We start from the raw sequence: 20633 nt of genomic DNA on the forward strand, positions 1-20633 counted from the left end.
TAAATAGTTACAGAGCTAATCATCTACCTTTCAAAGTAGCCAGAAACAAACTAGCCCAACCTAATACGAAGGCCAGTCCGCCAAGTGGCGTAATCGGCCCCAGAATATGGGTCGCACCTATGCCCGTCAGCTCACGGGTAGACAATAAGTATAAAGAACCTGAAAAAAACAATATGCCGACGGTAAAGGCAATATACGAGAGATTGATCAGTATATTTTTGGCACGTGAAAAGGTAGCCAGAAAAAGCAGCGCCAGCGTGTGATAAAATTGGCAATTAACAGCTGTATGCCAATTATCCAGACTTTGTTCATTTATTCGACCCGCAAGTCCGTGTGCGCCAAATGCCCCCAAAACAACTGCTATCATCCCAAGAAATGCAGCCGTAAGAATAATACGTTTATTCATTCAGTCCGTTCAGTTTTATCCGCTAATTTAATAAACCTATTACATATTCGCTCCGTGCGGGCTTAATTTTTTAACTTTGCTTGTATCGCATGAGAAAGCTAATAATAATAACCAGCATATTATTCGTCGCCGTCGTCGCTGCAGCTGTATTGTATTTTACAAGCCTACAGAACAACAGCCGTACACAAAGCAATTCACTGACGTACATCCCTTCGGATGCTGCCTTTCTGATCTCTTTTCAAAACGACAAGTCCTTTTACGACATATTCAGCGACTTTAAACCCTTTGAAGCCATTCTCGGAAAGGAAATACAGCACGAGCTCGCCTATTTACAAAAGCAGTTTTTAAAGAGCCCCAGCTTTGCCGAGTTTACCGATAAACAGACACTCTATTTTTCTTTTCATCCCGAAAAAGATCAGGTCAGCTGGCTACTGACCATTCCTTTTAACACTAAATTAAAAGCGGAAGACGCTGCCGCGATGTTGCAAAAGAACCTGGAAGATGCCGGAACGATCGCTAAGGACAGTACCTTTCCTGGTTTATATCATGTGAAAATCAATGATCTTAACAAGCCGTTTCACATCGCTTTCAAATCAAACGTAGCTTTTTTTAGCTTTCAGGCTGATTTGATTCAAAAAGCAATAGATGATAAAACGGCACATCTATCTACACACTTTCTTCAGGAACTGGCTAAAAATCGGCACAAAAACGACAATTCCATCCTCAATTTACATTTGAATCACAGCGAATTGTTCAAATTCGTCAATAACCTGATCCGCACGAAGCCTGGAAACAACCTTCAATTATTGGAGGGATTAAAGGGGATGTCTTCCTTAAACATGAATTTCAAAAGCGATGCACTCATGTTTAGTGGATTGAGTACCCTCGATCAAGCCACCGCAAAAGGAAATTATTTATCCCTCTATGCTAAACAAGAAGCTGTTGAAAACGAGCTGAAGCGGATGTTCCCCACTAATACGGCGGCTTATGCCTCTTTTGCGCTTTCGGATTACAACAGCTTTCACCGAGACTTAACAGGATTGCTCGGCAAACGCAATCAGCTTAACAGGATCAATGATCAGCTAGCACTTATACGCTCTTCTAAGGGAATGGATTTAGATACGGCGCTGCTCAACCAGTGGGGTAATGAGTTTGCATCTATTGAACTGAATACGAGAGAAACACTCGGAATCGTCAAGCTGAAAGACTCATTGAGCTTTGAACAAACGATGGCCGGTATTACCACATCGGTCGCCGAAAACGTGCGTAGATTTGACAATTCAAACCTATTGTACTACTCATTCGGAGACCCCATGCTTCCTTTTAGACGCCCTTATTTTACCATTGTAAACAATTATCTAATCTGCGCTAACACCATCAGTACGCTGCAGCAATTTAGAAAGCAATATACTGAAAAACAACTGCTAATAAACACCATTCCTTTCATAGAATTTAGCCAGCTTCAGGCCAACAAATCAAATATCACCTTCTTTATCGATAATAAAAATGCAAAACTGAATATCAAGCGTCTGTTAAAACCTGCTTTTGAAAAAGCGTACGCCGACACCTCGAACTTCAACTTTAACGATTTTCAGGCGTTTTCATTTCAACTGAGTGGATATAACGGAGATTTTTACAGCAATTTAAGTGCTAAATACATCTCTATGGAAGAGACGGGCTTGGAAGTAGTGTGGACGGCTGACCTAAGCAGCGAGATTGCCTATCCACCGGGAGTTTGGAAATATAATGACAGCACCAACGTCATTATTACCCAAGATAAAAGCAACAGGCTATACGGCTTCTCGACTGAAGGCCGTGAATTATGGAGAACATCCTTGTCGGGCCCCGTCCTCGGATCGATTCAACAATTGCCGGATAACAGTCTCTTGTTCAATACCGCCGAAAAACTATATAGATTTTCTCCCGATGGCTCGCCGGTTTTTGGTTTCCCAATTACACTTAAGCAAAAAGCAAGCTTCGGTATGACCCGCTTTCCCGTTAATGAAAACTATGAAAAAGTGTTTATTCCTGCGGGACAACGAATTTTGGGATACGACAATAATGGAAAAGAATTACCCGAGTGGAACAACAAAACCGTTAAAGGTACGATCCTTTTTGATTTAAAAACTGCACTGCTTGACGACTTCAACTATGTTATTGCGCTTACTGGTAACGGACAGGTCTATTTGTTTAACCATAACGGTAATTTGGTGTCTTTAATGGAATCCGAAGAGGCCGCAGTCCTTCAGCACGATTTCGGCATTGAAGCCGTACCGGAAATGCCTGAAGATTCACGAATCGTAACCGTTGATACAAGCGGTACACTCCTCAGTTGGTATTTTGATAAAAGACAAAGCACTACAAAGCTTGGAAACTGGACTAAAAACCTCCATTTCACGACTAAAAACGTACAGGGCGACAGCATTCCCGAACTAATCTTTACAGATGAGCAACAACTTTATGTCTACTCAAGCAAGGATAGCGTCTTGTTATTTAATCACAATTTTAATACGGAAATAGCAGGATCACCTCTATTTTTTCCGGGCATAAACAACACCTATACCATCGGAATCGCCAGTAGAGCCAAGCTGTTGTATGCCTTTGAAGATGACGGCTCAGTTAGTAAAGGCTTTCCAATAGAAGGATATCCGTCCTTCTACTTCGGTCGAATTAAAAATGATGGGCACCGCTATGCTTTAATAAGCAAAGATGGTCGTAAACTAACGGCCTACAAATTAGATTGAGTTTGTATCCGCCGCTTTGGAGTGGTAGGAACAAAATCCTTCAGATAAAAAGGTTCGAAATAAGCTACGTTTTCAAATTGCTTCTGCTGAAATTTTACATTGGCCTCATTTATGAGGAACCTCGACGAATTTAAAAATCCATTAACGACTTCGACCTGTGCATTTTTTTCAAACAGCGATGAAAATTTATCGGCCCCGTCACCAAAAAGCAATACCTTTTGACCGTTTTCTGTGAGCGGATCAAATGAATGCGCATCAATAATCCGCGCATCAACCGGTTTTATCTGTTCTTTACCGGCATTGTAAATAGCAGAATAGACTTCCATTCGTCTCGCATCAATCATGGGACAAAAAAGCTGGTTTGTTTCGGCTCCTTGGTTGAAGTCCGATAGGAAGCCTGTACACATGGCGTCTAATGTGTCGATAGAAATTAACGGGATATCAAGCGCAAAACAAATGCCCTTTGCAGCCGATACACCTATACGCAAACCGGTATATGAGCCTGGTCCTTTGCTAATTGCTATGGCATCCAAGTCTTCCATTTTACAGTTTGCCTGGCTCAAAATATCACTTATAAAAACGGTCAACTTTGAAGCATGGATATTAGGCTCATGCTGATCGATATAAGTGCGTAATACACCATCAATACTCAAAGCCACGGAACACACGGATGTGGCAGTTTCAATATGTAAAATATTCATAGCTCTTAACAATATCTAATACAAAGATCTATATCCCTTTGAATTCCCAAGCCTCCGCATTTCGTCAAGGCACCGGATCATGCCCATGCCCTCCCCATGGATGACATCGCCCTATCCGTTTTAACGTGAGCCAGCCACCTTTGAATGGGCCGTACTTTTTTATCGCTTCTATACCGTATTGCGAACAAGTAGGTGTATACCGGCACGCCCCAGGAAATAAGGGAGAAATGAATAACTGGTAAGCCTTAATTACGATCAAAAAGAAGAAACCAAAGGCGGCTTTAATCCCCCGTTGCCATATGATACGTATTATATTCATGCTGAATTCTTGTTAAGGCAATGCCCATTCGCTTATGAATAGTTTGATAATCGGCAATTTCTTTACCTATGTACTGAAAGGCCACTAGCAGCTGTACATTCTTATCCAGGGCAAAAGTGTATAGCGCATGTTTTTGTAATCGATACGCCTCTCTTATTCTACGCTTCAAAAGATTCCTGTCAACCGCTTTCTTAAAGCGGCGTTTCGGAACGGAGATCACAACCTGAACAGCGCTTGGAAGATTCCCACTTTCCAGAAGGGAGACTCTATATGGGTATAAAATAAAAGAAGAACCACTTTGAAAAAGATCTGTTAAAAGTCTTTTATTGCAAAGTCGTTCTTCTTTTTTGAATGTGTATCTCACCATAAATACCACATGCTATCTATTATACATCGAAACCGGTGCTGGCTTCGGCATAAAAAAGCAAGGTACCGGAGAAATAAGCTTATGCTTTGTGGCGACGTTCGTCTGAAACAGTTAGTCTTTTTCTGCCTTTTGCTCTTCTAGAAGCTAATACTCTACGGCCATTCGCAGTAGCCATACGCTCCCTAAAACCATGTTTATTTCTTCTTTTACGTTGCGAAGGTTGAAATGTTCTTTTCATTACTCTTAATTTTATATTTTGCTAAGCTGCTCCCATTAACCTTGGTATAGCATCCCGTATCTATCTTCCGTCTTAAAAACAAGAACGCAAAGGTAAAGCTTATTCCTTAATATTTCAAACCTAAATAAATTTATTTTACACAAAACAACCGCTTCCCTGTATAGAACAAGCTTTTCTCGCTCGTATTAGCTATTTAAAGATATTTATAGTCAAGTAAATCTTAGAATAGACAGGAAGCAACTTGATCGACAAACCGTCTAAATCATTCACAAACCAGTTGACGTTATCCAATGGCGTATTAAAAGAGCCGTCCTTCAAACGGCCGACAACCACGTTCGATGCACCGTTCAGTTGCTAATGCTAAAAATCAATTCTTGGTTCTTAGTATATCTCTAATCTCGGTCAAAAGAACTTCTTCCTTAGTAGGTACAGGAGGGGCGCTTGGAGCCAATTCTTCTTTTTTCTTCATCGAATTGATCCCCTTAATAATCAAAAAAAGCGCAAACGCTACAATAAGAAAAGAAATCACCTGCGATAAAAAATTACCATATTTAATGGCTGTACCCGGAATAACCAACTCTGCGAGATCCTTCAAATTTGCAGCCTCGAGGGCGGGGGTCAATAAAGCCGGGGTAATGATATCTTCAACCAAAGAAGTAACGATCCTCCCAAAGGCACCTCCGATGATGACACCGACAGCTAAATCAACGACATTGCCACGCATGGCAAATTCTTTAAATTCTTTTGCGAAACTCATATTCTTATTTTTTGTTAAATAGTTTGTGCAACGCTAAAGTAAATATTTTTGTTTATTCAAATAAAAAAACCGGCGAATAAATAGCATTTTAATACCAAAGACGTAAGCTTAACGTTTAAAAAATCTGTACTTTTGCACCCGAGGGTGCTTTTTTCTAAAATGTAATCAGTGTACCCATTAATTCGATATGCTAAAACAAAGTTTACAGCAAAAATTACTTCAAAAATTATCCCCACAGCAGATTCAATTCATTAAGCTGCTGCAGGTGCCTACAGTAGCATTGGATGCGCGGATCAAGGAAGAGCTCGAAGAAAACCCGGCCTTGGAAGATCTGAGTCTGGCGAATATGAACGAGCCGGCAGAAGAATATCCCGATAAAGATCCGGAGGACAGCTTTAATGATGAGGAACAGGGCAGCGAAGGCGACGAGTTTAATGTGGACGATTACCTACAAGACGAAGACGTCAACGATTATGGCAGCAACTTAAACAATAGCAGCGATGACGAGGAGGATCGAAAAGAGATGCCTATTGCTATCCAAAACTCTTTTTTCGAAAACCTTCAACAACAGCTTGATTTACTTGCTCTTAATGACAAGGATTTTTTAATAGGCCAGCAGATCATTGGCAGTTTAGACGATGACGGATACCTCAGAAGACCTATCCTATCACTTATAGACGATCTTGCCTTTTCACAGAACGTAATAGCCACGGAAGAGGAAGTAGAAGACATCTTAAAAATTATCCAGGGCTTCGACCCTCCCGGAGTAGGCGCACGCGATTTACAGGAATGTTTACTTATCCAACTTCGGAAAAAAGATCAAGATAATGCCGTGGTGAGAGAAGCCGTCTTAGTGGTCGAAAATTATTTGGAAGAATTTACCAGAAAACATTACGACAAACTCGAGAAAGCCTTAAATATCAACTCCGACGAACTTAAAAAGATCGTGGATGAGATTCTGAAACTGAACCCAAAACCGGGTGATGCAGGATCGACTTCTGAGAAACAGCTTCATATTATACCTGACTTCCATATCACCAACAATGACGGCGTGCTTATACTGACTTTAAATGCGCAAAACGCACCCGAGTTACGGGTAAGCCGATCCTATCAAGAGATGTTTGAGCATTACGACAAAGCAGCTCAGAAGGATAAAAAAATGAAGGAGGCAGTTCAGTTTGTGAAGCAAAAGCTCGATTCGGCCAAGTGGTTTATAGATGCTATAAAACAACGTCAACAAACGCTGTTGAAAACGATGAATGCCATCATGAATTACCAATATAGCTACTTCCTGACCGGAGATGAAAGAAATCTCAGGCCAATGATATTAAAAGATATTGCCGATAAGATCGATATGGACATCTCAACCGTATCAAGGGTAGCTAATTCTAAATATGTTCAAACCGAATTTGGCACCTTCCTATTGAAATCCTTCTTTTCGGAAGCGATACAAACTGATAGCGGAGAAGAAGTTTCTAATAAGGAGGTGAAGAAAATCCTCGAAGAATGTATTGCAAACGAAGACAAAAGAAAGCCTTTAGCAGATGAAAAGCTGACAGAAATTTTGAAAGAAAAAGGCTATACTATTGCTCGCCGAACCGTAGCGAAATACCGTGAGGCGATGAATATTCCAGTAGCGAGACTACGTAAAAAACTGTAAACAAGATATTAAACAACCAAGTTCAAAATACGTGATCGTGTATCGATCTTCGCCTTATCGGCGGCTATTGAACAGCACGCGTATTCATAAGAATTCAAAACATTCAATACATGTCTACTAAGGTTAAAATAGGAACCGTTCAGATGAGCTGTGTAGCAGATAAGGCTACAAACCTAGCAAAGGCCATTGAACAGGTAAAGGTCGCAGCAAAAAAAGGAGCACAGATTGTGTGTTTACAGGAGTTATTTACATCGCTTTACTTTTGCGATGAAGAAAACTACGACAACTTTGCATTAGCGGAAGCTATTCCCGGACCATCAACCGATGCCCTGAGCAAAGTGGCAGCTGAACATAATGTGGTTGTTATTGCTTCCCTGTTCGAGAAAAGAGCTCAAGGACTTTACCATAATACAACAGCGGTTATTGATGCTGACGGAACCTATTTAGGCAAATACCGTAAAATGCATATTCCGGACGATCCTGGTTTCTATGAAAAGTTCTATTTTACACCAGGCGATCTGGGCTATAAAGTTTTCAAAACAAAGTTTGCAACCATCGGTGTGTTAATCTGCTGGGATCAGTGGTATCCAGAGGCTGCCAGAATCACAGCATTAATGGGAGCCGACTTACTTTTTTATCCAACAGCTATAGGCTGGGCGCTTAGCCAAGATGCCGGCACTAACGAAGAACAATATAATGCATGGCAAACCATTCAGCGCTCGCATGCTGTGGCTAATGGTATCCCCGTAGTCTCCGTTAACCGCGTAGGAATAGAAGCCGGTGTCCGTTTCTGGGGAGGCTCTTTTATTGCAAATCCTTTTGGAGCTTTAGTTTACAAAGCTTCTCATGAAGATGAAGAAACCGTTGTAACGGAAGTCGATCTCGGTCAATCCGATTACTATCGATCACATTGGCCGTTTTTACGCGATAGAAGGATCGACAGCTATAAGCCCATAACAAAAAGATTTATTGACACGGAATAAAATGAATTTCCCTAAAGATAACGGTTATTTCTTTCCCGCCGAATGGCACCAACACCGCGCAACTTGGTTAAGCTGGCCGCACAAAGAAGCAAGCTGGCCTGGAAAAATAGAAACGGTATATAAACCCTATTGCCAATTTATCAAGGCGGTATCGGCAGGAGAATTGGTCTGTATCAATGTCGGAAGTGAACAACTGAAGCAGGAGGCGACTGAACATCTCGCCAAAGAGGGGGTAGACCTAAGTAAGGTCCTGTTTTTTGACCACCCCACGAACGATGCTTGGTGCCGGGACCATGGCCCAGCTTTCCTGATTAATCCACATGCTGATATTCCCAAAATCATCGTCGACTGGGGATATAATGCCTGGGGCGGGAAATATCCGCCATTTGAATTGGATGATGTTATACCAACATTGGTCGGCAAAGCCTTAAACCTCCCCGTTGTGCACCCCGGGATTGTCATGGAAGGGGGCTCGGTAGATTTTAACGGCACAGGCACCTTATTAACCACTACGTCTTGCTTATTAAATCCGAATCGAAACCCGCATTTAAATCAACACGAAATAGAAACATATCTTTATCGGTATTACGGTGTGGAGCAAGTACTATGGTTGGGTGACGGTATCGCAGGAGATGATACAGATGGACATATTGACGATATAACCCGCTTTGTAAATGATAGCACGGTGGTCACCGTGATAGAAGAGAATAAAGCAGACGAAAACTATGAGCCTTTACAAGACAACTTGAACCTGCTGAAGGAAATGCGCTTACTCAACGGAAAACAGCTGGATATTGTCGAGTTACCCATGCCTTCGGCCGTTATTCACGAAGACCAAAGGCTACCAGCCTCTTATGCCAATTTTTATATCAGCAATGCTGCCGTCGTCGTTCCTACTTATCGCGATAAGAATGATCAAAGAGCACTCGACATCTTAACGGATTGCTTTCCGAACCATGAAGTGATAGGAATTGACAGTACCGACGTGATTTGGGGGCTCGGAAGCTGGCACTGCTTGAGCCAACAAGAGCCTGCGGTTTAAAAAAACAGCAGGCTCCGCACCAGCATAGACAGGGATAAGAGCGAGAAGCCAGCGCTGCGGTACAACGCATGACGTATAAACTAACAATTTATATTCTATAAATAATGAAAAGGCGATTCTTCATCAAAAACTCATCAGCTTTGCTGGCAGCAGTAGCTGTATCACCTATCCTGGCGCAAGCCGGCATTAATAACCCTATCCGTAATAGCATGAACAAACAGGAAATCATCACCCACTATGTTTTATTTTGGTTAAAAAAAGGATTATCTGAAAAAGAGATAAACGACTTTACCGGCTTCTTTGAGGAGCTTAGAAAAGTACCAAACATTAAGTCGCTTTACTACGGCAGACCGGCAAAAAGCACTCCGCGCGATGTGGTGGACAATAGTTTTACCTACAATCTATTGGTTCACTTTGACACATTGGAAGATTTAGAGGTTTACGGCACACACCCCATTCATTTAAAAGCTATTGAGCAATACAGCCAATATTGGGAAAAGGTGGTCGTGCACGATTCATCCCTTAAATAGCTTTTTATTTTTTTGTTATGTTACGATAAATTTTGTGTAACTTTGTCCTTTGTGAAAATTGAAGTAAAGAGCTTCATATACCTATCGACATTAACCGGATTTATTCCGGCACACCCATTATTTTTTATTCGTGTTAAAAGATTATCGGCCTTTAAAGGCCGTTCTTTTTATATGGAGAAACGGACAGGAACAAAAAACACAAATCAGTATATTAAAAATGAGTAACTACACTAAACTGCCTGCAATTTTACTTTTAGAAGATGGCACAGTTTACCATGGTAAAGCTGCCGGAAAAATTGGAACCACTACCGGAGAAATCTGTTTCAATACAGGGATGACAGGTTACCAGGAAATTTTTACAGACCCATCTTATTTTGGTCAGATTATGGTTACCACCAATGCACATATTGGTAATTACGGAACTTCCGGAGAGGAAATTGAATCGGATCAAATACAGATTGCGGGGCTTGTTTGTAAAAACTACAGCGTGCCCTTTAGTCGGAAACTAGCTGACGAGTCTATACAGGGCTATTTTCAAGATGGAAACCTCGTTGGGATTTCTGACGTTGACACCCGTGCCTTGGTAAGACATATCAGAAACAAGGGCGCGATGAACGCGATTATCTCTTCTGAAATATTAGATATTGACGTCCTTAAAGCTAAATTGAAAGAAGTGCCATCCATGGAAGGACTGGAACTTTCCACCCAGGTTTCTACAAAAGAACCGTATTATTGCGGCAATGAGGATGCTCAACATAGAGTGGCCGTACTGGATTTGGGCGTAAAGAAAAACATCTTACGTAATTTCTGTGATAGAGACGTATACGTAAAAGTATTTCCAGCAAAAGCTTCTTTTGCCGAAATGGAAAGCTGGGCACCAGATGGCTATTTTATTTCCAATGGCCCCGGCGACCCGGCTGCTATGCCCTACGCGCTAGAGACCGTTAAAGAAATCTTGAATGCCGACAAGCCCCTTTTTGGGATCTGCTTGGGACACCAACTGCTCGCACTGGCCAACGGCATCAGAACGGAAAAAATGTTTAATGGTCATCGAGGCATCAATCATCCGGTAAAAAACATCATCGCAGATCGCTGTGAAATCACTAGCCAAAACCACGGCTTCGGCGTCGTAGCCGATGATCTGAAAAACTCGGATCGTGTCGAAATCACCCATATTAATCTGAACGACAAGTCGATCGAAGGCATACGCGTAAAAGGGAAAAGAGCATTTTCGGTACAATATCACCCAGAGTCCTCTCCCGGTCCGCACGATTCAAGATATCTTTTCGACGATTTCGCTGCTATGTTAACACATAATTAAACGGTTTAATTTGCTTATTAAGCTGTAAAGGAATATATTTGAAAGAGAATTTGCTTCGTGTAAAAAAGACACGAAGCTTACTCAAACCCATATTAAAAACTATTCAAAATGAGTTTAATTATTGATGTACACGCGCGACAAATATTGGATTCGCGAGGAAACCCGACAGTAGAAGTAGACGTAACAACTGAAAACGGTTTCGTTGGACGTGCGGCTGTGCCTTCCGGCGCCTCTACCGGCATGCATGAAGCCGTAGAATTACGGGATGGTGATAAGTCGAAATATTTAGGAAAAGGCGTTTTGAAAGCCGTAGAAAACGTAAATACAACAATTGCAGACGCATTAAAGGGTATTGATGTATTCGAACAAAACGCTATTGATAAAATAATGATCGAGCTTGATGGCTCAGAAAATAAAGGAAATTTAGGCGCCAACGCTATCTTAGGTGTTTCTTTAGCTGTTGCAAAGGCAGCTGCCCAAGAAAGTCGTCAACCTTTATATAGGTATATCGGCGGCGTAAACGCAAATACGCTTCCAATACCCATGATGAACATCATTAATGGAGGTTCCCACTCTGATGCACCTATCGCATTCCAAGAGTTTATGATTATGCCGGTTGGCGCATCTTCCTTCTCTGAAGCACTTCGTTGGGGAGCGGAAGTATTTCATAACTTAAAATCTATTCTGCATGGTAGAGGTTTGTCAACTGCTGTTGGTGACGAAGGTGGCTTTGCCCCCACTTTTGAAGGAACCGAGGATGCAGTTGAGACGATTCTAAAAGCAATAGAAAAAGCAGGCTATACACCTGGCGACCAAATTTGTTTAGCACTCGACTGTGCCGCATCCGAATTTTATAAAGATGGTCAATATGACTATACCAAATTTGAAGGTGATAAAGGTGCTATACGCAGCAGTGCAGAACAGGCGGACTATTTAGCGCAATTATCAGAAAAGTATCCGATCATCTCTATTGAAGATGGTATGGCTGAAGACGATTGGGATGGATGGAAGTTGTTAACAGAAAAAATAGGCTCCAAAGTCCAGTTAGTGGGTGACGATCTTTTTGTAACCAACGTAAAACGTCTTCAACAGGGTATCGATAACCAGACTGCTAACTCGATCTTGGTAAAAGTGAATCAAATCGGCTCCTTAACAGAAACAATCGACGCTGTTAGCTTAGCACAAATAAACAGCTACACATCGGTTATGTCGCACCGCTCAGGCGAAACGGAAGATAATACCATCGCTGATTTAGCCGTTGCATTAAATTGCGGACAAATCAAAACGGGTTCTGCTTCCCGCTCGGATCGGATGGCGAAATATAACCAATTATTACGCATCGAGGAAGAATTAGGCAGTAACGCTAAATTCTTAGGTAAAAGCTTTAAATTTGCCAAATAATCTTGGTTACACCAAGGAAAGTCCTGTTGTATGTTTGATCAACAGGACTTTTTTATTGTAAAATTTATGCTTAGGTTTGCAGAAGAAGGGAACAGCCAGATGAGATACTTAATCAATATCGCCAAAAATAAATATCTGATTGCGACGATTGCTTTTGTCGTTTGGATGCTCTTTTTTGATCGAAATGACATTGCCTCTCAGTATAAATACCGTTCGCAATTGAAAGGTCTGAAGACCGAAAAGGAATTCTACATCAACGAAATTGCTATTGTGAAAAAGGATTTAGAAGAACTCACGTCGAACCTAACAAGACTTCAGAAATTCGCGCGCGAAAAGTACCTGATGAAGAAAGATAATGAAGATATCTTTATTATTGAAAATAGTAAGCCTTAAGAAAAAAGCTCACTATTTCCAGTTCTTACCATTTATAACATACCTCCGCAAACCGAAAGCACCTGGCCATTAACGTAAGAAGATAGATCTGATGCTAAAAATAAGCATGCGTTCGCAACGTCTTCCGTTTCCCCTGCCCGTTTTAACGGTATATTGGCTTCCCAGCCTGCTACTACTTTTGGATCCAAAATCTCGGTCATTTCTGTACGGATAAAACCGGGTGCAATTACATTAGTTCGTATATTGCGCGATCCCAATTCCTTGGCAATCGATTTTGAGAATCCGATAATCCCGGCTTTCGAAGCAGCATAGTTTGCCTGCCCGGCATTTCCCTGTACACCAACCACCGAACTCATATTAATAATCGACCCGCTCCTCGCTTTCATCATGACCTTCGAAGCAGCCTTCGTTACATTGAATACAGATTTTAGGTTCACATCCATCACCTCGTCCCAGTTCTCCTCTGTCATCCGCATCAATAAACCGTCTTTGGTTATCCCTGCATTATTCACAACGATGTCTATGGTGCCAAACTCTTTGGCAATAGCCGTTATAAGGTCTTCTGCCTCGCTAAATTTAGAAGCGTCAGAACGGTATCCTTTCACTTTAGTTCCGTAGGATTGCAATGCTTGCTCTAAGGCCTCGCCCTTTTCGACTGACGACAAATATGTAAAAGCTACATTAGCACCATGTTCGGCAAACTTCTCAGCAATTTTCCGGCCTATCCCTTTTGACGCACCGGTTACCAATGCTGTTTTTCCTTCGAGTAATTTCATTCGTTATTTTTCTTAAAATTTCAGACGCTAAAAATAAGCATTCTCGGGAACTTTGGAACTAAAACAGCAAATTGCTGTGATCCGCTCTTGAATTCTAAATGCAGTCCCTTAAACACAACCAAGCTTTTAAACACAACCAAACTTCCCCGGAGAATTAACATCACCAACTAATAGCTTGATAGGCTCCCGGCGTTATGCCTTCGTACTTCTTGAAAACCCGGCAAAAATAATGCAAGCTATTGAACCCGGCTTCAAAACAAGCCTCTTTAATAGAACTGTCGGGTGTGGTCAAGAACTTTTTGGCTAAGCGGATTCGCTCACGAATAACAAACTCGACGGGACTTAATCCTAGCTCTTTTTTGAAAGCCCTGAAAAACACCGACTTACTCATTCCCACCTTCGAACACAAATCGTCAATATGTAACTGATCCGCAAGGTGCGATCGTATATACTCAACAACAAAGCTAATCTTTCCGCCGCCGTTCAACCTGGGCTCTTTGTCAAGTAAAGCCAATTGCTGTGTTTGCATTATCCGGATCAATAACTCCTTTAAGGTAAGATCAGCTAAAACATCCTTATGAATCTCATCGCTTGTTCCGATCGCTATGAGTCTGTTGATGGAGGCCGACAATGCTACATTATTAATAAAATGATAGTTCCCGAAATCCAGATTCCATTGCCGATGTCCTCCCAGTGGATGCTGTTCGTTTAAATAATCGATTGTTTGTATAATTTGCTGCCTATCAATAGCCAAGGCCGTGCATTGTGTGGGTTCTTCCATACTAGCCGTGGGAAAATCGATTAACATCCGAACATTCGGTGGAACGATCACCGTTTCCCCAGGCAGATAATCAAATCCGGGCTGGTTAAAAAGATGCATTACTTTCTTACCTCTCAACATACTGGTAATAACCAGGTCGCTAAACTGCAGCGACACACTATGGCTTGTCTGGTAAGTTTCGAAGACATTTAACTCGCAATTATTCATCGTATAAGCCCGCCTATTCTCGACACTGGCTTTTAGCTCGCTCTCCGAACTCAAACGCATGGGATGTAACGACTGCTTTTTTTGCATAACATTATAATTGGGTGCTATTCAAACTTACGGATTTCCTGCGACTTCGCAAATTGCTAATAAGCGCTCGCAGGTTTTGCGCTTTTAAAAAAGGAACATTTTTCTTAACAGTTTTTCAATTTGTGTTACTTTCTTCCGCAGAAAGTAACCAAAGACTCATCGCTTGGAACTTTGCTACGATGGAAGTGCTTCAACTTGCATGCCGCAAACTTCCTAGGCGATATTTTAGCGGAACGGAGAGTTCTTACTTTTAACCGGACGTATTAGCTCTAGCTTTAACTATGGGCCTGTGTGGGGGAAAAATGGGCCTTGGAGGATATCGAAGCAACGAGCAGCAAAGCATTTGCACGTATGTTCCTATTGCAGTATCGAAGCGGATTGAGGAAGTGAAACGGCTCCAATACGCGCCATGAATGCTTTGCCATCAGGTGCAAGGTAGCCTACACCGCCTTAATTTTGCTCAACTTTTATCAAGAAAAGTTGATTAGGAAAAATGTTCCCTTAATATAAACATCTTGGTATGTTAAAGCAAAATCCCTGTAGGCACTCGCAGATGTGATGACAGGATTGTTCAACAGTAAGAGAACATAATGCAATAGAAACCCGATTGCTGTACTTAACTTTGATCAGCTAACTGAATCGAAAATCCTTTTAAATATAAATTGATATGGCGCGTGTTGAAAAACCTACATTCAAAGAGCGATACGATAATTTCATCGACGGTAAATTCGTTCCACCCGTGCAGGGAAAATATTTTGACAATATTTCGCCGATAGACGGCAAGGTGTTTACGCAGGCGGCACGGTCCTCCAAAGAAGACGTAGAACTCGCTTTGGACGCGGCCCATAAAGCCTTCAAAACCTGGAGCAAGACTTCTGCTGCCGAACGCAGTAATATCCTATTGAAAGTTGCTCAAAAAATAGAAGACAACTTACCGTACCTGGCTGCGGTAGAGACGATCGATAACGGAAAAGCGATCCGCGAAACACTTAATGCCGACCTCCCCTTAGTGGTTGATCACTTCAGATATTTTGCCGCAGCAATACGTGCTGATGAAGGCACCATATCCGAGCATGACGAAAACACGGTTAGTATTAACCTCCATGAACCAATCGGCGTTGTTGGACAAATTATTCCTTGGAATTTTCCCCTCTTGATGGCAACATGGAAAATCGCACCGGCTTTAGCTGCAGGCTGCTGTACGGTGGTTAAGCCGGCCGAACAGACACCGGCGTCCATTATGGTTTTAATGGAATTAATAGGCGATCTGATCCCGCCGGGCGTATTAAACGTTGTAAACGGATATGGAATTGAGGTCGGAAAGCCATTAGCTTCCTCGCCAAGAATATCGAAGGTAGCCTTTACCGGAAGTACTACATCAGGTAGGCTGATTATGCAATACGCAGCAGAAAACATTATTCCTTCTACCATGGAGTTAGGAGGAAAGTCGCCCAATATATTCTTCAAATCGGTGACAGATGCCGATGACGACTATCTCGACAAAGCGATAGAAGGGGCGGTTCTATTTGCCTTAAATCAAGGTGAGGTCTGTACCTGCCCATCGCGGATTTTGATACAAGAAGATATTTACGACACGCTGATGCCTAAGATCATCGAGCGCACGAAAGCCATAAAAATCGGTCATCCATTAGATACGGATAGCATGATGGGCGCACAAGCTTCTAATGAACAATTTGAAAAAATCAAATCCTACCTAGAAATAGGTAAAAGCGAGGGTGCAGAAGTGATTGTAGGTGGCAATGTAAACAAGCTTGCAGACGGCTTGGAAGAAGGTTATTATATAGAGCCAACCATTTTTAAGGGACATAATAAAATGCGGATTTTCCAAGAAGAGATATTCGGGCCTGTTGTATGCGTCACCACATTCAAAACCGTAGAAGAAGCTATTGAAATTGCGAACGATACACTATACGGCCTGGGTGCCGGCGTCTGGACGCGGGATGCTCACGAGCTTTACCAAGTCCCGAGGGCGATACAAGCAGGAAGGGTTTGGGTTAACCAATACCATGCCTACCCCGCCCACGCACCATTTGGAGGCTATAAAAAGTCCGGATTTGGTCGCGAAAACCACAAAATGATGCTCGACCATTATCGACAAACAAAGAATATGCTTATATCTTATAGCAAACAAAAATTAGGCTTCTTTTAATTTTCTGATTCATATTTTGGGCGGGACTTTCCCGCCCTTCCAAACCCTGAAAGCCATGGTAGCACGTGTTCTCATTACAGATAAGGCTAAGACTGTTGTCGAACAATTAAAAAAAGAGTACGGAGAACTAATCTTTCACCAAAGTGGAGGTTGTTGTGAAGGCTCCTATCCACATTGCTTTCAGAAAAACGAATTCCTCATTGGTCAAAGTGACGTTTGCTTAGGCGAAATAGCCGGTTGCAAATTCTATATTGCGAAAGATCAATTTGAATACTGGAAACATACGCAGTTGACTTTAGATGTTATCAACGGTCGGGGTGCATCTTTTTCGCTTGAAAGCACACTCGATATGGGGTTTATCATCCGGTCGCGACTATTTACTGACGAGGAGCTTCAAAAGCTGACTCCAGTAGCTTAGCGGTCCCAGCTTATTTGCCTTGTTGAGCTTCAGGCCTAAGACCGCTATTCGTCTAGAACAGGAATCGGATTTTTGTTTTGATCAATAGCCACAAAAGTAAAGGTGCCTCTTATTGCAAGCTCTCTATGCTCGTCATACATTTGCTCTACAAAAATCTCCACACTTATCTTTAGACTTGTTCGGCCGACGTGATCTATTTTTCCAATTAACTCTACAATCGAACCCGCCGGAATCGGCTTCGTAAAGTCGATTCGATCGGATGAAACCGTTACTAAACGTTTTCTGCAAAATCTGGTTCCTGTAATAAACGCCACTTCGTCCATTAAGGCCATAGCCGTCCCGCCATAAAGGGTGTCATAATGGTTAGTCGTGTTAGGAAAAACGGCTTTAAAAATGCTCGTCTCCGCCTGTTTTATTTTTTCTTCTAAAGTCATTTCATCAATTATCCGCCTCTATACACCCCCTGCAATTCTAATAAGCAGGCTGCACAAAGACAATTATCATATAATTCGCTTATATACTGCACTTCATTGACAGAAAGCTGTACGGCACTACATTGGCATTTTGAATACGCATTTGCGCGACATTCAATAGACGTGCCGCAGCGCTCACATGCTACAATCTCATGCTTTATAAAAGTTGATTTCACAGTACTCAAACTTAGGCAAATTCTCCTCAACCGCCAAGCCTATTTTATAACGGAACCGTCCATGTTTAAAATTTCATTTATTCATATAAGGAAATGTACATTTATTCAACTTCAAATATTGAATTGGTGTTCATGAGCCTTTCGGCGTTTAAACGTGGTAAGCTACCTACCGGCAGGCAGGAATCCAACCAAAAAGGAAAAATGATTTACTACGAATGATATTTAACTAAAAAACTCCCACGAACCAATCGTGGAAGCTTTTTAGTCTTTAAATTACGTTGACTCGGCCTTCTACTGCTAAGAGCCACAGGTTATACAGCCTTCCTCCATGGAACATACTGCACCGGTAGGAATATCATCAGGCACCGGCTCGATCTTGGCTGGTATAACAGGTTCCATGTTCCGACCCCCCTGATTTTCGACCGTAAATTTAACGGCTTGCGTGGCCGCCTGTGTACGTAAATAATACATGCCGGTTTTAAGGCCTTTCTTCCACGCATAGAAATGCATTGAAGTAAGTTTTGCCGTTGTCGGCGCATTGACAAACAAGTTCAGCGACTGCGACTGACAAATAAATGCACCCCTATCAGCAGCCATGTCTATAATATTCCGCATCTTTATTTCCCAAACGGTCTTATACAGTTCTTTAATATCCGCCGGAATTTCGTTTATGTCCTGTATAGATCCGTTGGCAGCGATGATACGGTTTTTCATTTCGTTATTCCACAATCCCAGTTCAACCAAGTCGCGCAAAAGATGCTTGTTTACGATAACAAACTCGCCACTCAACACCCGCCGTGTGTATATATTTGACGTATACGGCTCAAAACATTCGTTATTCCCTAATATTTGTGAAGTGGAAGCCGTTGGCATTGGCGCAACCAATAATGAGTTTCGCACCCCATACTTTTTGACTTCCTTACGCAAATCTTCCCAGTTCCACCTACCGCTATCAGGTTTCACGTTCCACAAATCAAATTGAAACTTACCTTGCGAAAGCGGCGAGCCCTGAAAGCTCTCGTAAGCGCCCTCTTTTATAGCCAGATCCTTTGAAGCAGTCATCGCAGCAAAATAAATGGTTTCAAAGATATCCTTATTAAGCTGTTTAGCGGCCTCACTTTCAAAAGGCATGCGCAACAATATAAAGGTATCAGCCAAACCTTGTACGCCAAGCCCTATCGGGCGATGACGAAGATTAGAATTCCGTGCCTCTTCAACAGGATAATAATTGTTGTCGATAATACGATTCAGATTAATTGTCACCTGATACGTAATGTCAAATAGCTTTTGATGATCGAACTCACCGTTGTCTATATACCGGGGTAGTGCCAGAGAAGCCAGGTTACAAACAGCCACTTCATCCGCGGATGTATATTCAATGATCTCCGTACAAAGATTAGAACTTTTTATTGTACCGAGGTTCTGTTGATTTGATTTACCGTTCGCAGCGTCTTTGTAGAGCAGATAAGGAGTTCCGGTTTCGATCTGTGCATCTAGGATAGCAAACCAAAGATCTTGTGCTTTTACAGTCTTCCTCGCCCTTCCCTCATTCTCATACTGTACGTACAATTTTTCGAAGGCCTCCCCATGGCATTCCGCTAATCCGGGAGCTTCATCAGGCGAGAACAGGCTCCATTCACCATTCTCCTCCACACGCTTCATGAATAAATCGCATACCCAAAGCGCCAAAAACAAATCGCGCGCTCTTAGCTCCTCTTTGCCATGATTCTTCCGTAAGTCGATAAAATCATATACATCGGCATGCCACGGCTCCAAATAAATGGCAAAAGCACCCTTGCGTTTGCCTCCCCCCTGATCAACATATCTTGCCGTATCGTTGAATACCCGTAACATCGGGATGATGCCATTGCTGGTACCATTGGTGCCGCTGATGTAGGCCCCAGTGGCCCGCACATTATGGATGCTCAAGCCGATTCCCCCTGCACTTTGCGAAATTTTCGCAGTCTGCTTAAGGGTATCGTATATGCCGTCAATACTATCGTCTTTCATGGTCAACAAAAAACAGGAAGACATTTGCGGTTTCGGGGTACCGGCATTAAACAAAGTGGGCGTAGCATGGGTAAACCACCGCTCGCTGAGTAAATCGTAGGTCTTAATAACGCTTTCAATATCTTCTTTATGGATACCCACTGCCACCCGCATAAATAGGTGCTGTGGCCGCTCAGCTATCTTTCCGTTCAGCTTCAAAAGATAAGACTTTTCAAGTGTCTTAAACCCAAAGTAATCGAAACTGAAATCACGATCGTAAATAATATGGCTATCCAATTCAATGGCATTTGCCTGTATCACTTCGTAAACATCATCCGCAATTAAAGGGGCTGGCTTCCCTGTCTTTGGATCGATATAATGATACAATAAGCTCATCGTTTCGGAAAACGATTTGACGGTATTCTTATGTAAGTTTGAGACGGCAATTCTAGAAGCTAACAGGGCATAATCCGGATGCTTTGTGGTTAATGAAGCCGCCGTTTCCGCTGCTAAATTGTCGAGTTCAGACGTTGTAACGCCATCATATAAACCCTCTATTACTTTTCGTGCAACATCTATCGGATCTACTAGATCGGGATTTAGCCCATAGCACAATTTTTCTATGCGCGCTGTTATTTTGTCAAATTTTACGGACTCCGAACGTCCGTCTCGCTTAATTACATACATATTTTCC

At 42.1% G+C, this 20633-nt stretch carries 21 protein-coding genes; 10 read left to right on the forward strand and 11 right to left on the reverse strand.

Features of this window, described 5'->3' with window-relative positions; translation table 11 throughout:
- Nucleotides 1-19: 19 nt before the first annotated feature.
- Nucleotides 20-406, reverse strand: coding sequence for a DUF423 domain-containing protein (locus EPX21_RS17510; protein WP_134090980.1), 387 nt, complete (start codon nucleotides 404-406; stop codon nucleotides 20-22).
- 89 nt (nucleotides 407-495) lie between these two features.
- Here EPX21_RS17510 and EPX21_RS17515 point away from each other — a divergent pair, with 89 nt between their 5' ends.
- Nucleotides 496-3150, forward strand: coding sequence for a hypothetical protein (locus EPX21_RS17515; protein ID WP_134090981.1), 2655 nt, complete (start codon nucleotides 496-498; stop codon nucleotides 3148-3150).
- On the opposite strand, the gene tsaB is transcribed toward EPX21_RS17515, so the two are convergent.
- The 5 genes from tsaB to mscL form a co-directional block, all read right to left on the reverse strand.
- Nucleotides 3135-3851, reverse strand: a complete 717-nt coding sequence (gene tsaB / locus EPX21_RS17520; RefSeq protein WP_134090982.1) for a tRNA (adenosine(37)-N6)-threonylcarbamoyltransferase complex dimerization subunit type 1 TsaB — start codon at nucleotides 3849-3851, stop codon at nucleotides 3135-3137. The two genes, EPX21_RS17515 and tsaB, sit on opposite strands and share 16 nt — an antisense overlap.
- A gap of 64 nt (nucleotides 3852-3915) precedes the next feature.
- On the reverse strand, nucleotides 3916-4170 hold the full coding sequence (yidD, locus tag EPX21_RS17525) for a membrane protein insertion efficiency factor YidD (protein WP_134090983.1): 255 nt from the start codon (nucleotides 4168-4170) through the stop codon (nucleotides 3916-3918).
- Nucleotides 4133-4537 (reverse strand): ribonuclease P protein component, encoded by a 405-nt coding sequence (locus EPX21_RS17530; RefSeq protein WP_134090984.1) that lies wholly within the window; start codon nucleotides 4535-4537, stop codon nucleotides 4133-4135. The genes yidD and EPX21_RS17530 overlap by 38 nt, the downstream gene beginning before the upstream one ends.
- Before the next feature lie 79 nt (nucleotides 4538-4616).
- Nucleotides 4617-4775 carry a 50S ribosomal protein L34 gene (gene rpmH / locus EPX21_RS17535; RefSeq protein ID WP_013632808.1) on the reverse strand — a complete coding sequence of 53 codons (159 nt, stop codon included), beginning with the start codon at nucleotides 4773-4775 and terminating at the stop codon, nucleotides 4617-4619.
- 367 nt (nucleotides 4776-5142) lie between these two features.
- Nucleotides 5143-5532 (reverse strand): large-conductance mechanosensitive channel protein MscL, encoded by a 390-nt coding sequence (gene mscL, locus EPX21_RS17540; RefSeq protein WP_134090985.1) that lies wholly within the window; start codon nucleotides 5530-5532, stop codon nucleotides 5143-5145.
- A gap of 187 nt (nucleotides 5533-5719) precedes the next feature.
- Between mscL and rpoN the strand changes: the two genes are divergently transcribed.
- The 7 genes from rpoN to EPX21_RS17575 all read left to right on the forward strand — a co-directional run bounded on the left by rpoN (nucleotide 5720) and on the right by EPX21_RS17575 (nucleotide 12862).
- Nucleotides 5720-7192 (forward strand): RNA polymerase factor sigma-54, encoded by a 1473-nt coding sequence (gene rpoN, locus EPX21_RS17545; RefSeq protein ID WP_134090986.1) that lies wholly within the window; start codon nucleotides 5720-5722, stop codon nucleotides 7190-7192.
- Nucleotides 7193-7302: 110 nt separating this feature from the next.
- A complete protein-coding gene (locus EPX21_RS17550; protein WP_134090987.1) occupies nucleotides 7303-8175 on the forward strand; it encodes a carbon-nitrogen hydrolase in 873 nt (290 codons plus the stop codon).
- A gap of 1 nt (nucleotide 8176) precedes the next feature.
- Nucleotides 8177-9217 carry an agmatine/peptidylarginine deiminase gene (locus EPX21_RS17555; protein ID WP_134090988.1) on the forward strand — a complete coding sequence of 347 codons (1041 nt, stop codon included), beginning with the start codon at nucleotides 8177-8179 and terminating at the stop codon, nucleotides 9215-9217.
- A gap of 104 nt (nucleotides 9218-9321) precedes the next feature.
- Nucleotides 9322-9747, forward strand: coding sequence for a Dabb family protein (locus EPX21_RS17560; protein ID WP_134090989.1), 426 nt, complete (start codon nucleotides 9322-9324; stop codon nucleotides 9745-9747).
- Between the two features lie 217 nt (nucleotides 9748-9964).
- The gene (gene carA / locus EPX21_RS17565; RefSeq protein ID WP_134090990.1) at nucleotides 9965-11068 is read left to right on the forward strand and encodes a glutamine-hydrolyzing carbamoyl-phosphate synthase small subunit; all 1104 of its coding nucleotides are present in this window, start codon (nucleotides 9965-9967) and stop codon (nucleotides 11066-11068) included.
- Nucleotides 11069-11176: 108 nt separating this feature from the next.
- Nucleotides 11177-12469, forward strand: a complete 1293-nt coding sequence (gene eno, locus EPX21_RS17570; RefSeq protein WP_134090991.1) for a phosphopyruvate hydratase — start codon at nucleotides 11177-11179, stop codon at nucleotides 12467-12469.
- A 66-nt stretch (nucleotides 12470-12535) separates the two neighbouring features.
- Nucleotides 12536-12862, forward strand: coding sequence for a septum formation initiator family protein (locus tag EPX21_RS17575; protein ID WP_134090992.1), 327 nt, complete (start codon nucleotides 12536-12538; stop codon nucleotides 12860-12862).
- Nucleotides 12863-12894: 32 nt separating this feature from the next.
- Here EPX21_RS17575 and fabG read toward each other — a convergent pair whose 3' ends face one another.
- On the reverse strand, nucleotides 12895-13638 hold the full coding sequence (gene fabG, locus EPX21_RS17580; RefSeq protein ID WP_134090993.1) for a 3-oxoacyl-[acyl-carrier-protein] reductase: 744 nt from the start codon (nucleotides 13636-13638) through the stop codon (nucleotides 12895-12897).
- Between the two features lie 160 nt (nucleotides 13639-13798).
- Nucleotides 13799-14713, reverse strand: a complete 915-nt coding sequence (locus EPX21_RS17585; RefSeq protein WP_240768717.1) for an AraC family transcriptional regulator — start codon at nucleotides 14711-14713, stop codon at nucleotides 13799-13801.
- A gap of 667 nt (nucleotides 14714-15380) precedes the next feature.
- Between EPX21_RS17585 and EPX21_RS17590 the strand changes: the two genes are divergently transcribed.
- The gene (locus tag EPX21_RS17590; RefSeq protein ID WP_134090994.1) at nucleotides 15381-16883 is read left to right on the forward strand and encodes an aldehyde dehydrogenase family protein; all 1503 of its coding nucleotides are present in this window, start codon (nucleotides 15381-15383) and stop codon (nucleotides 16881-16883) included.
- 55 nt (nucleotides 16884-16938) lie between these two features.
- Entirely contained in the window at nucleotides 16939-17301 is a 363-nt protein-coding gene (locus EPX21_RS17595; RefSeq protein ID WP_134090995.1) for a DUF779 domain-containing protein, read from the forward strand.
- A gap of 44 nt (nucleotides 17302-17345) precedes the next feature.
- Here EPX21_RS17595 and EPX21_RS17600 read toward each other — a convergent pair whose 3' ends face one another.
- The 3 genes from EPX21_RS17600 to EPX21_RS17610 all read right to left on the reverse strand — a co-directional run bounded on the left by EPX21_RS17600 (nucleotide 17346) and on the right by EPX21_RS17610 (nucleotide 20626).
- Nucleotides 17346-17735, reverse strand: coding sequence for an acyl-CoA thioesterase (locus EPX21_RS17600; RefSeq protein WP_134090996.1), 390 nt, complete (start codon nucleotides 17733-17735; stop codon nucleotides 17346-17348).
- 8 nt (nucleotides 17736-17743) lie between these two features.
- The gene (locus EPX21_RS17605) at nucleotides 17744-17950 is read right to left on the reverse strand and encodes a cysteine-rich CWC family protein (protein WP_240768718.1); all 207 of its coding nucleotides are present in this window, start codon (nucleotides 17948-17950) and stop codon (nucleotides 17744-17746) included.
- Between the two features lie 297 nt (nucleotides 17951-18247).
- A complete protein-coding gene (locus tag EPX21_RS17610; RefSeq protein ID WP_134090998.1) occupies nucleotides 18248-20626 on the reverse strand; it encodes a ribonucleoside-diphosphate reductase subunit alpha in 2379 nt (792 codons plus the stop codon).
- Nucleotides 20627-20633 lie beyond the last annotated feature (7 nt).

This window comes from Olivibacter sp. XZL3, from assembly GCF_004368405.1.
Classification (GTDB): Bacteria; Bacteroidota; Bacteroidia; order Sphingobacteriales; family Sphingobacteriaceae; genus Olivibacter.

Bases quoted from the DNA above. Each gene is read 5' to 3' on its own strand.
- EPX21_RS17510 (WP_134090980.1), bottom strand. From the start codon at position 406: ATGAATAAACGTATTATTCTTACGGCTGCATTTCTTGGGATGATAGCA.
- EPX21_RS17515 (WP_134090981.1), top strand. From the start codon at position 496: ATGAGAAAGCTAATAATAATAACCAGCATATTATTCGTCGCCGTCGTC.
- tsaB (WP_134090982.1), bottom strand. From the start codon at position 3,851: ATGAATATTTTACATATTGAAACTGCCACATCCGTGTGTTCCGTGGCT.
- yidD (WP_134090983.1), bottom strand. From the start codon at position 4,170: ATGAATATAATACGTATCATATGGCAACGGGGGATTAAAGCCGCCTTT.
- EPX21_RS17530 (WP_134090984.1), bottom strand. From the start codon at position 4,537: ATGGTGAGATACACATTCAAAAAAGAAGAACGACTTTGCAATAAAAGA.
- rpmH (WP_013632808.1), bottom strand. From the start codon at position 4,775: ATGAAAAGAACATTTCAACCTTCGCAACGTAAAAGAAGAAATAAACAT.
- mscL (WP_134090985.1), bottom strand. From the start codon at position 5,532: ATGAGTTTCGCAAAAGAATTTAAAGAATTTGCCATGCGTGGCAATGTC.
- rpoN (WP_134090986.1), top strand. From the start codon at position 5,720: ATGCTAAAACAAAGTTTACAGCAAAAATTACTTCAAAAATTATCCCCA.
- EPX21_RS17550 (WP_134090987.1), top strand. From the start codon at position 7,303: ATGTCTACTAAGGTTAAAATAGGAACCGTTCAGATGAGCTGTGTAGCA.
- EPX21_RS17555 (WP_134090988.1), top strand. From the start codon at position 8,177: ATGAATTTCCCTAAAGATAACGGTTATTTCTTTCCCGCCGAATGGCAC.
- EPX21_RS17560 (WP_134090989.1), top strand. From the start codon at position 9,322: ATGAAAAGGCGATTCTTCATCAAAAACTCATCAGCTTTGCTGGCAGCA.
- carA (WP_134090990.1), top strand. From the start codon at position 9,965: ATGAGTAACTACACTAAACTGCCTGCAATTTTACTTTTAGAAGATGGC.
- eno (WP_134090991.1), top strand. From the start codon at position 11,177: ATGAGTTTAATTATTGATGTACACGCGCGACAAATATTGGATTCGCGA.
- EPX21_RS17575 (WP_134090992.1), top strand. From the start codon at position 12,536: ATGCTTAGGTTTGCAGAAGAAGGGAACAGCCAGATGAGATACTTAATC.
- fabG (WP_134090993.1), bottom strand. From the start codon at position 13,638: ATGAAATTACTCGAAGGAAAAACAGCATTGGTAACCGGTGCGTCAAAA.
- EPX21_RS17585 (WP_240768717.1), bottom strand. From the start codon at position 14,713: ATGCAAAAAAAGCAGTCGTTACATCCCATGCGTTTGAGTTCGGAGAGC.
- EPX21_RS17590 (WP_134090994.1), top strand. From the start codon at position 15,381: ATGGCGCGTGTTGAAAAACCTACATTCAAAGAGCGATACGATAATTTC.
- EPX21_RS17595 (WP_134090995.1), top strand. From the start codon at position 16,939: ATGGTAGCACGTGTTCTCATTACAGATAAGGCTAAGACTGTTGTCGAA.
- EPX21_RS17600 (WP_134090996.1), bottom strand. From the start codon at position 17,735: ATGACTTTAGAAGAAAAAATAAAACAGGCGGAGACGAGCATTTTTAAA.
- EPX21_RS17610 (WP_134090998.1), bottom strand. From the start codon at position 20,626: ATGTATGTAATTAAGCGAGACGGACGTTCGGAGTCCGTAAAATTTGAC.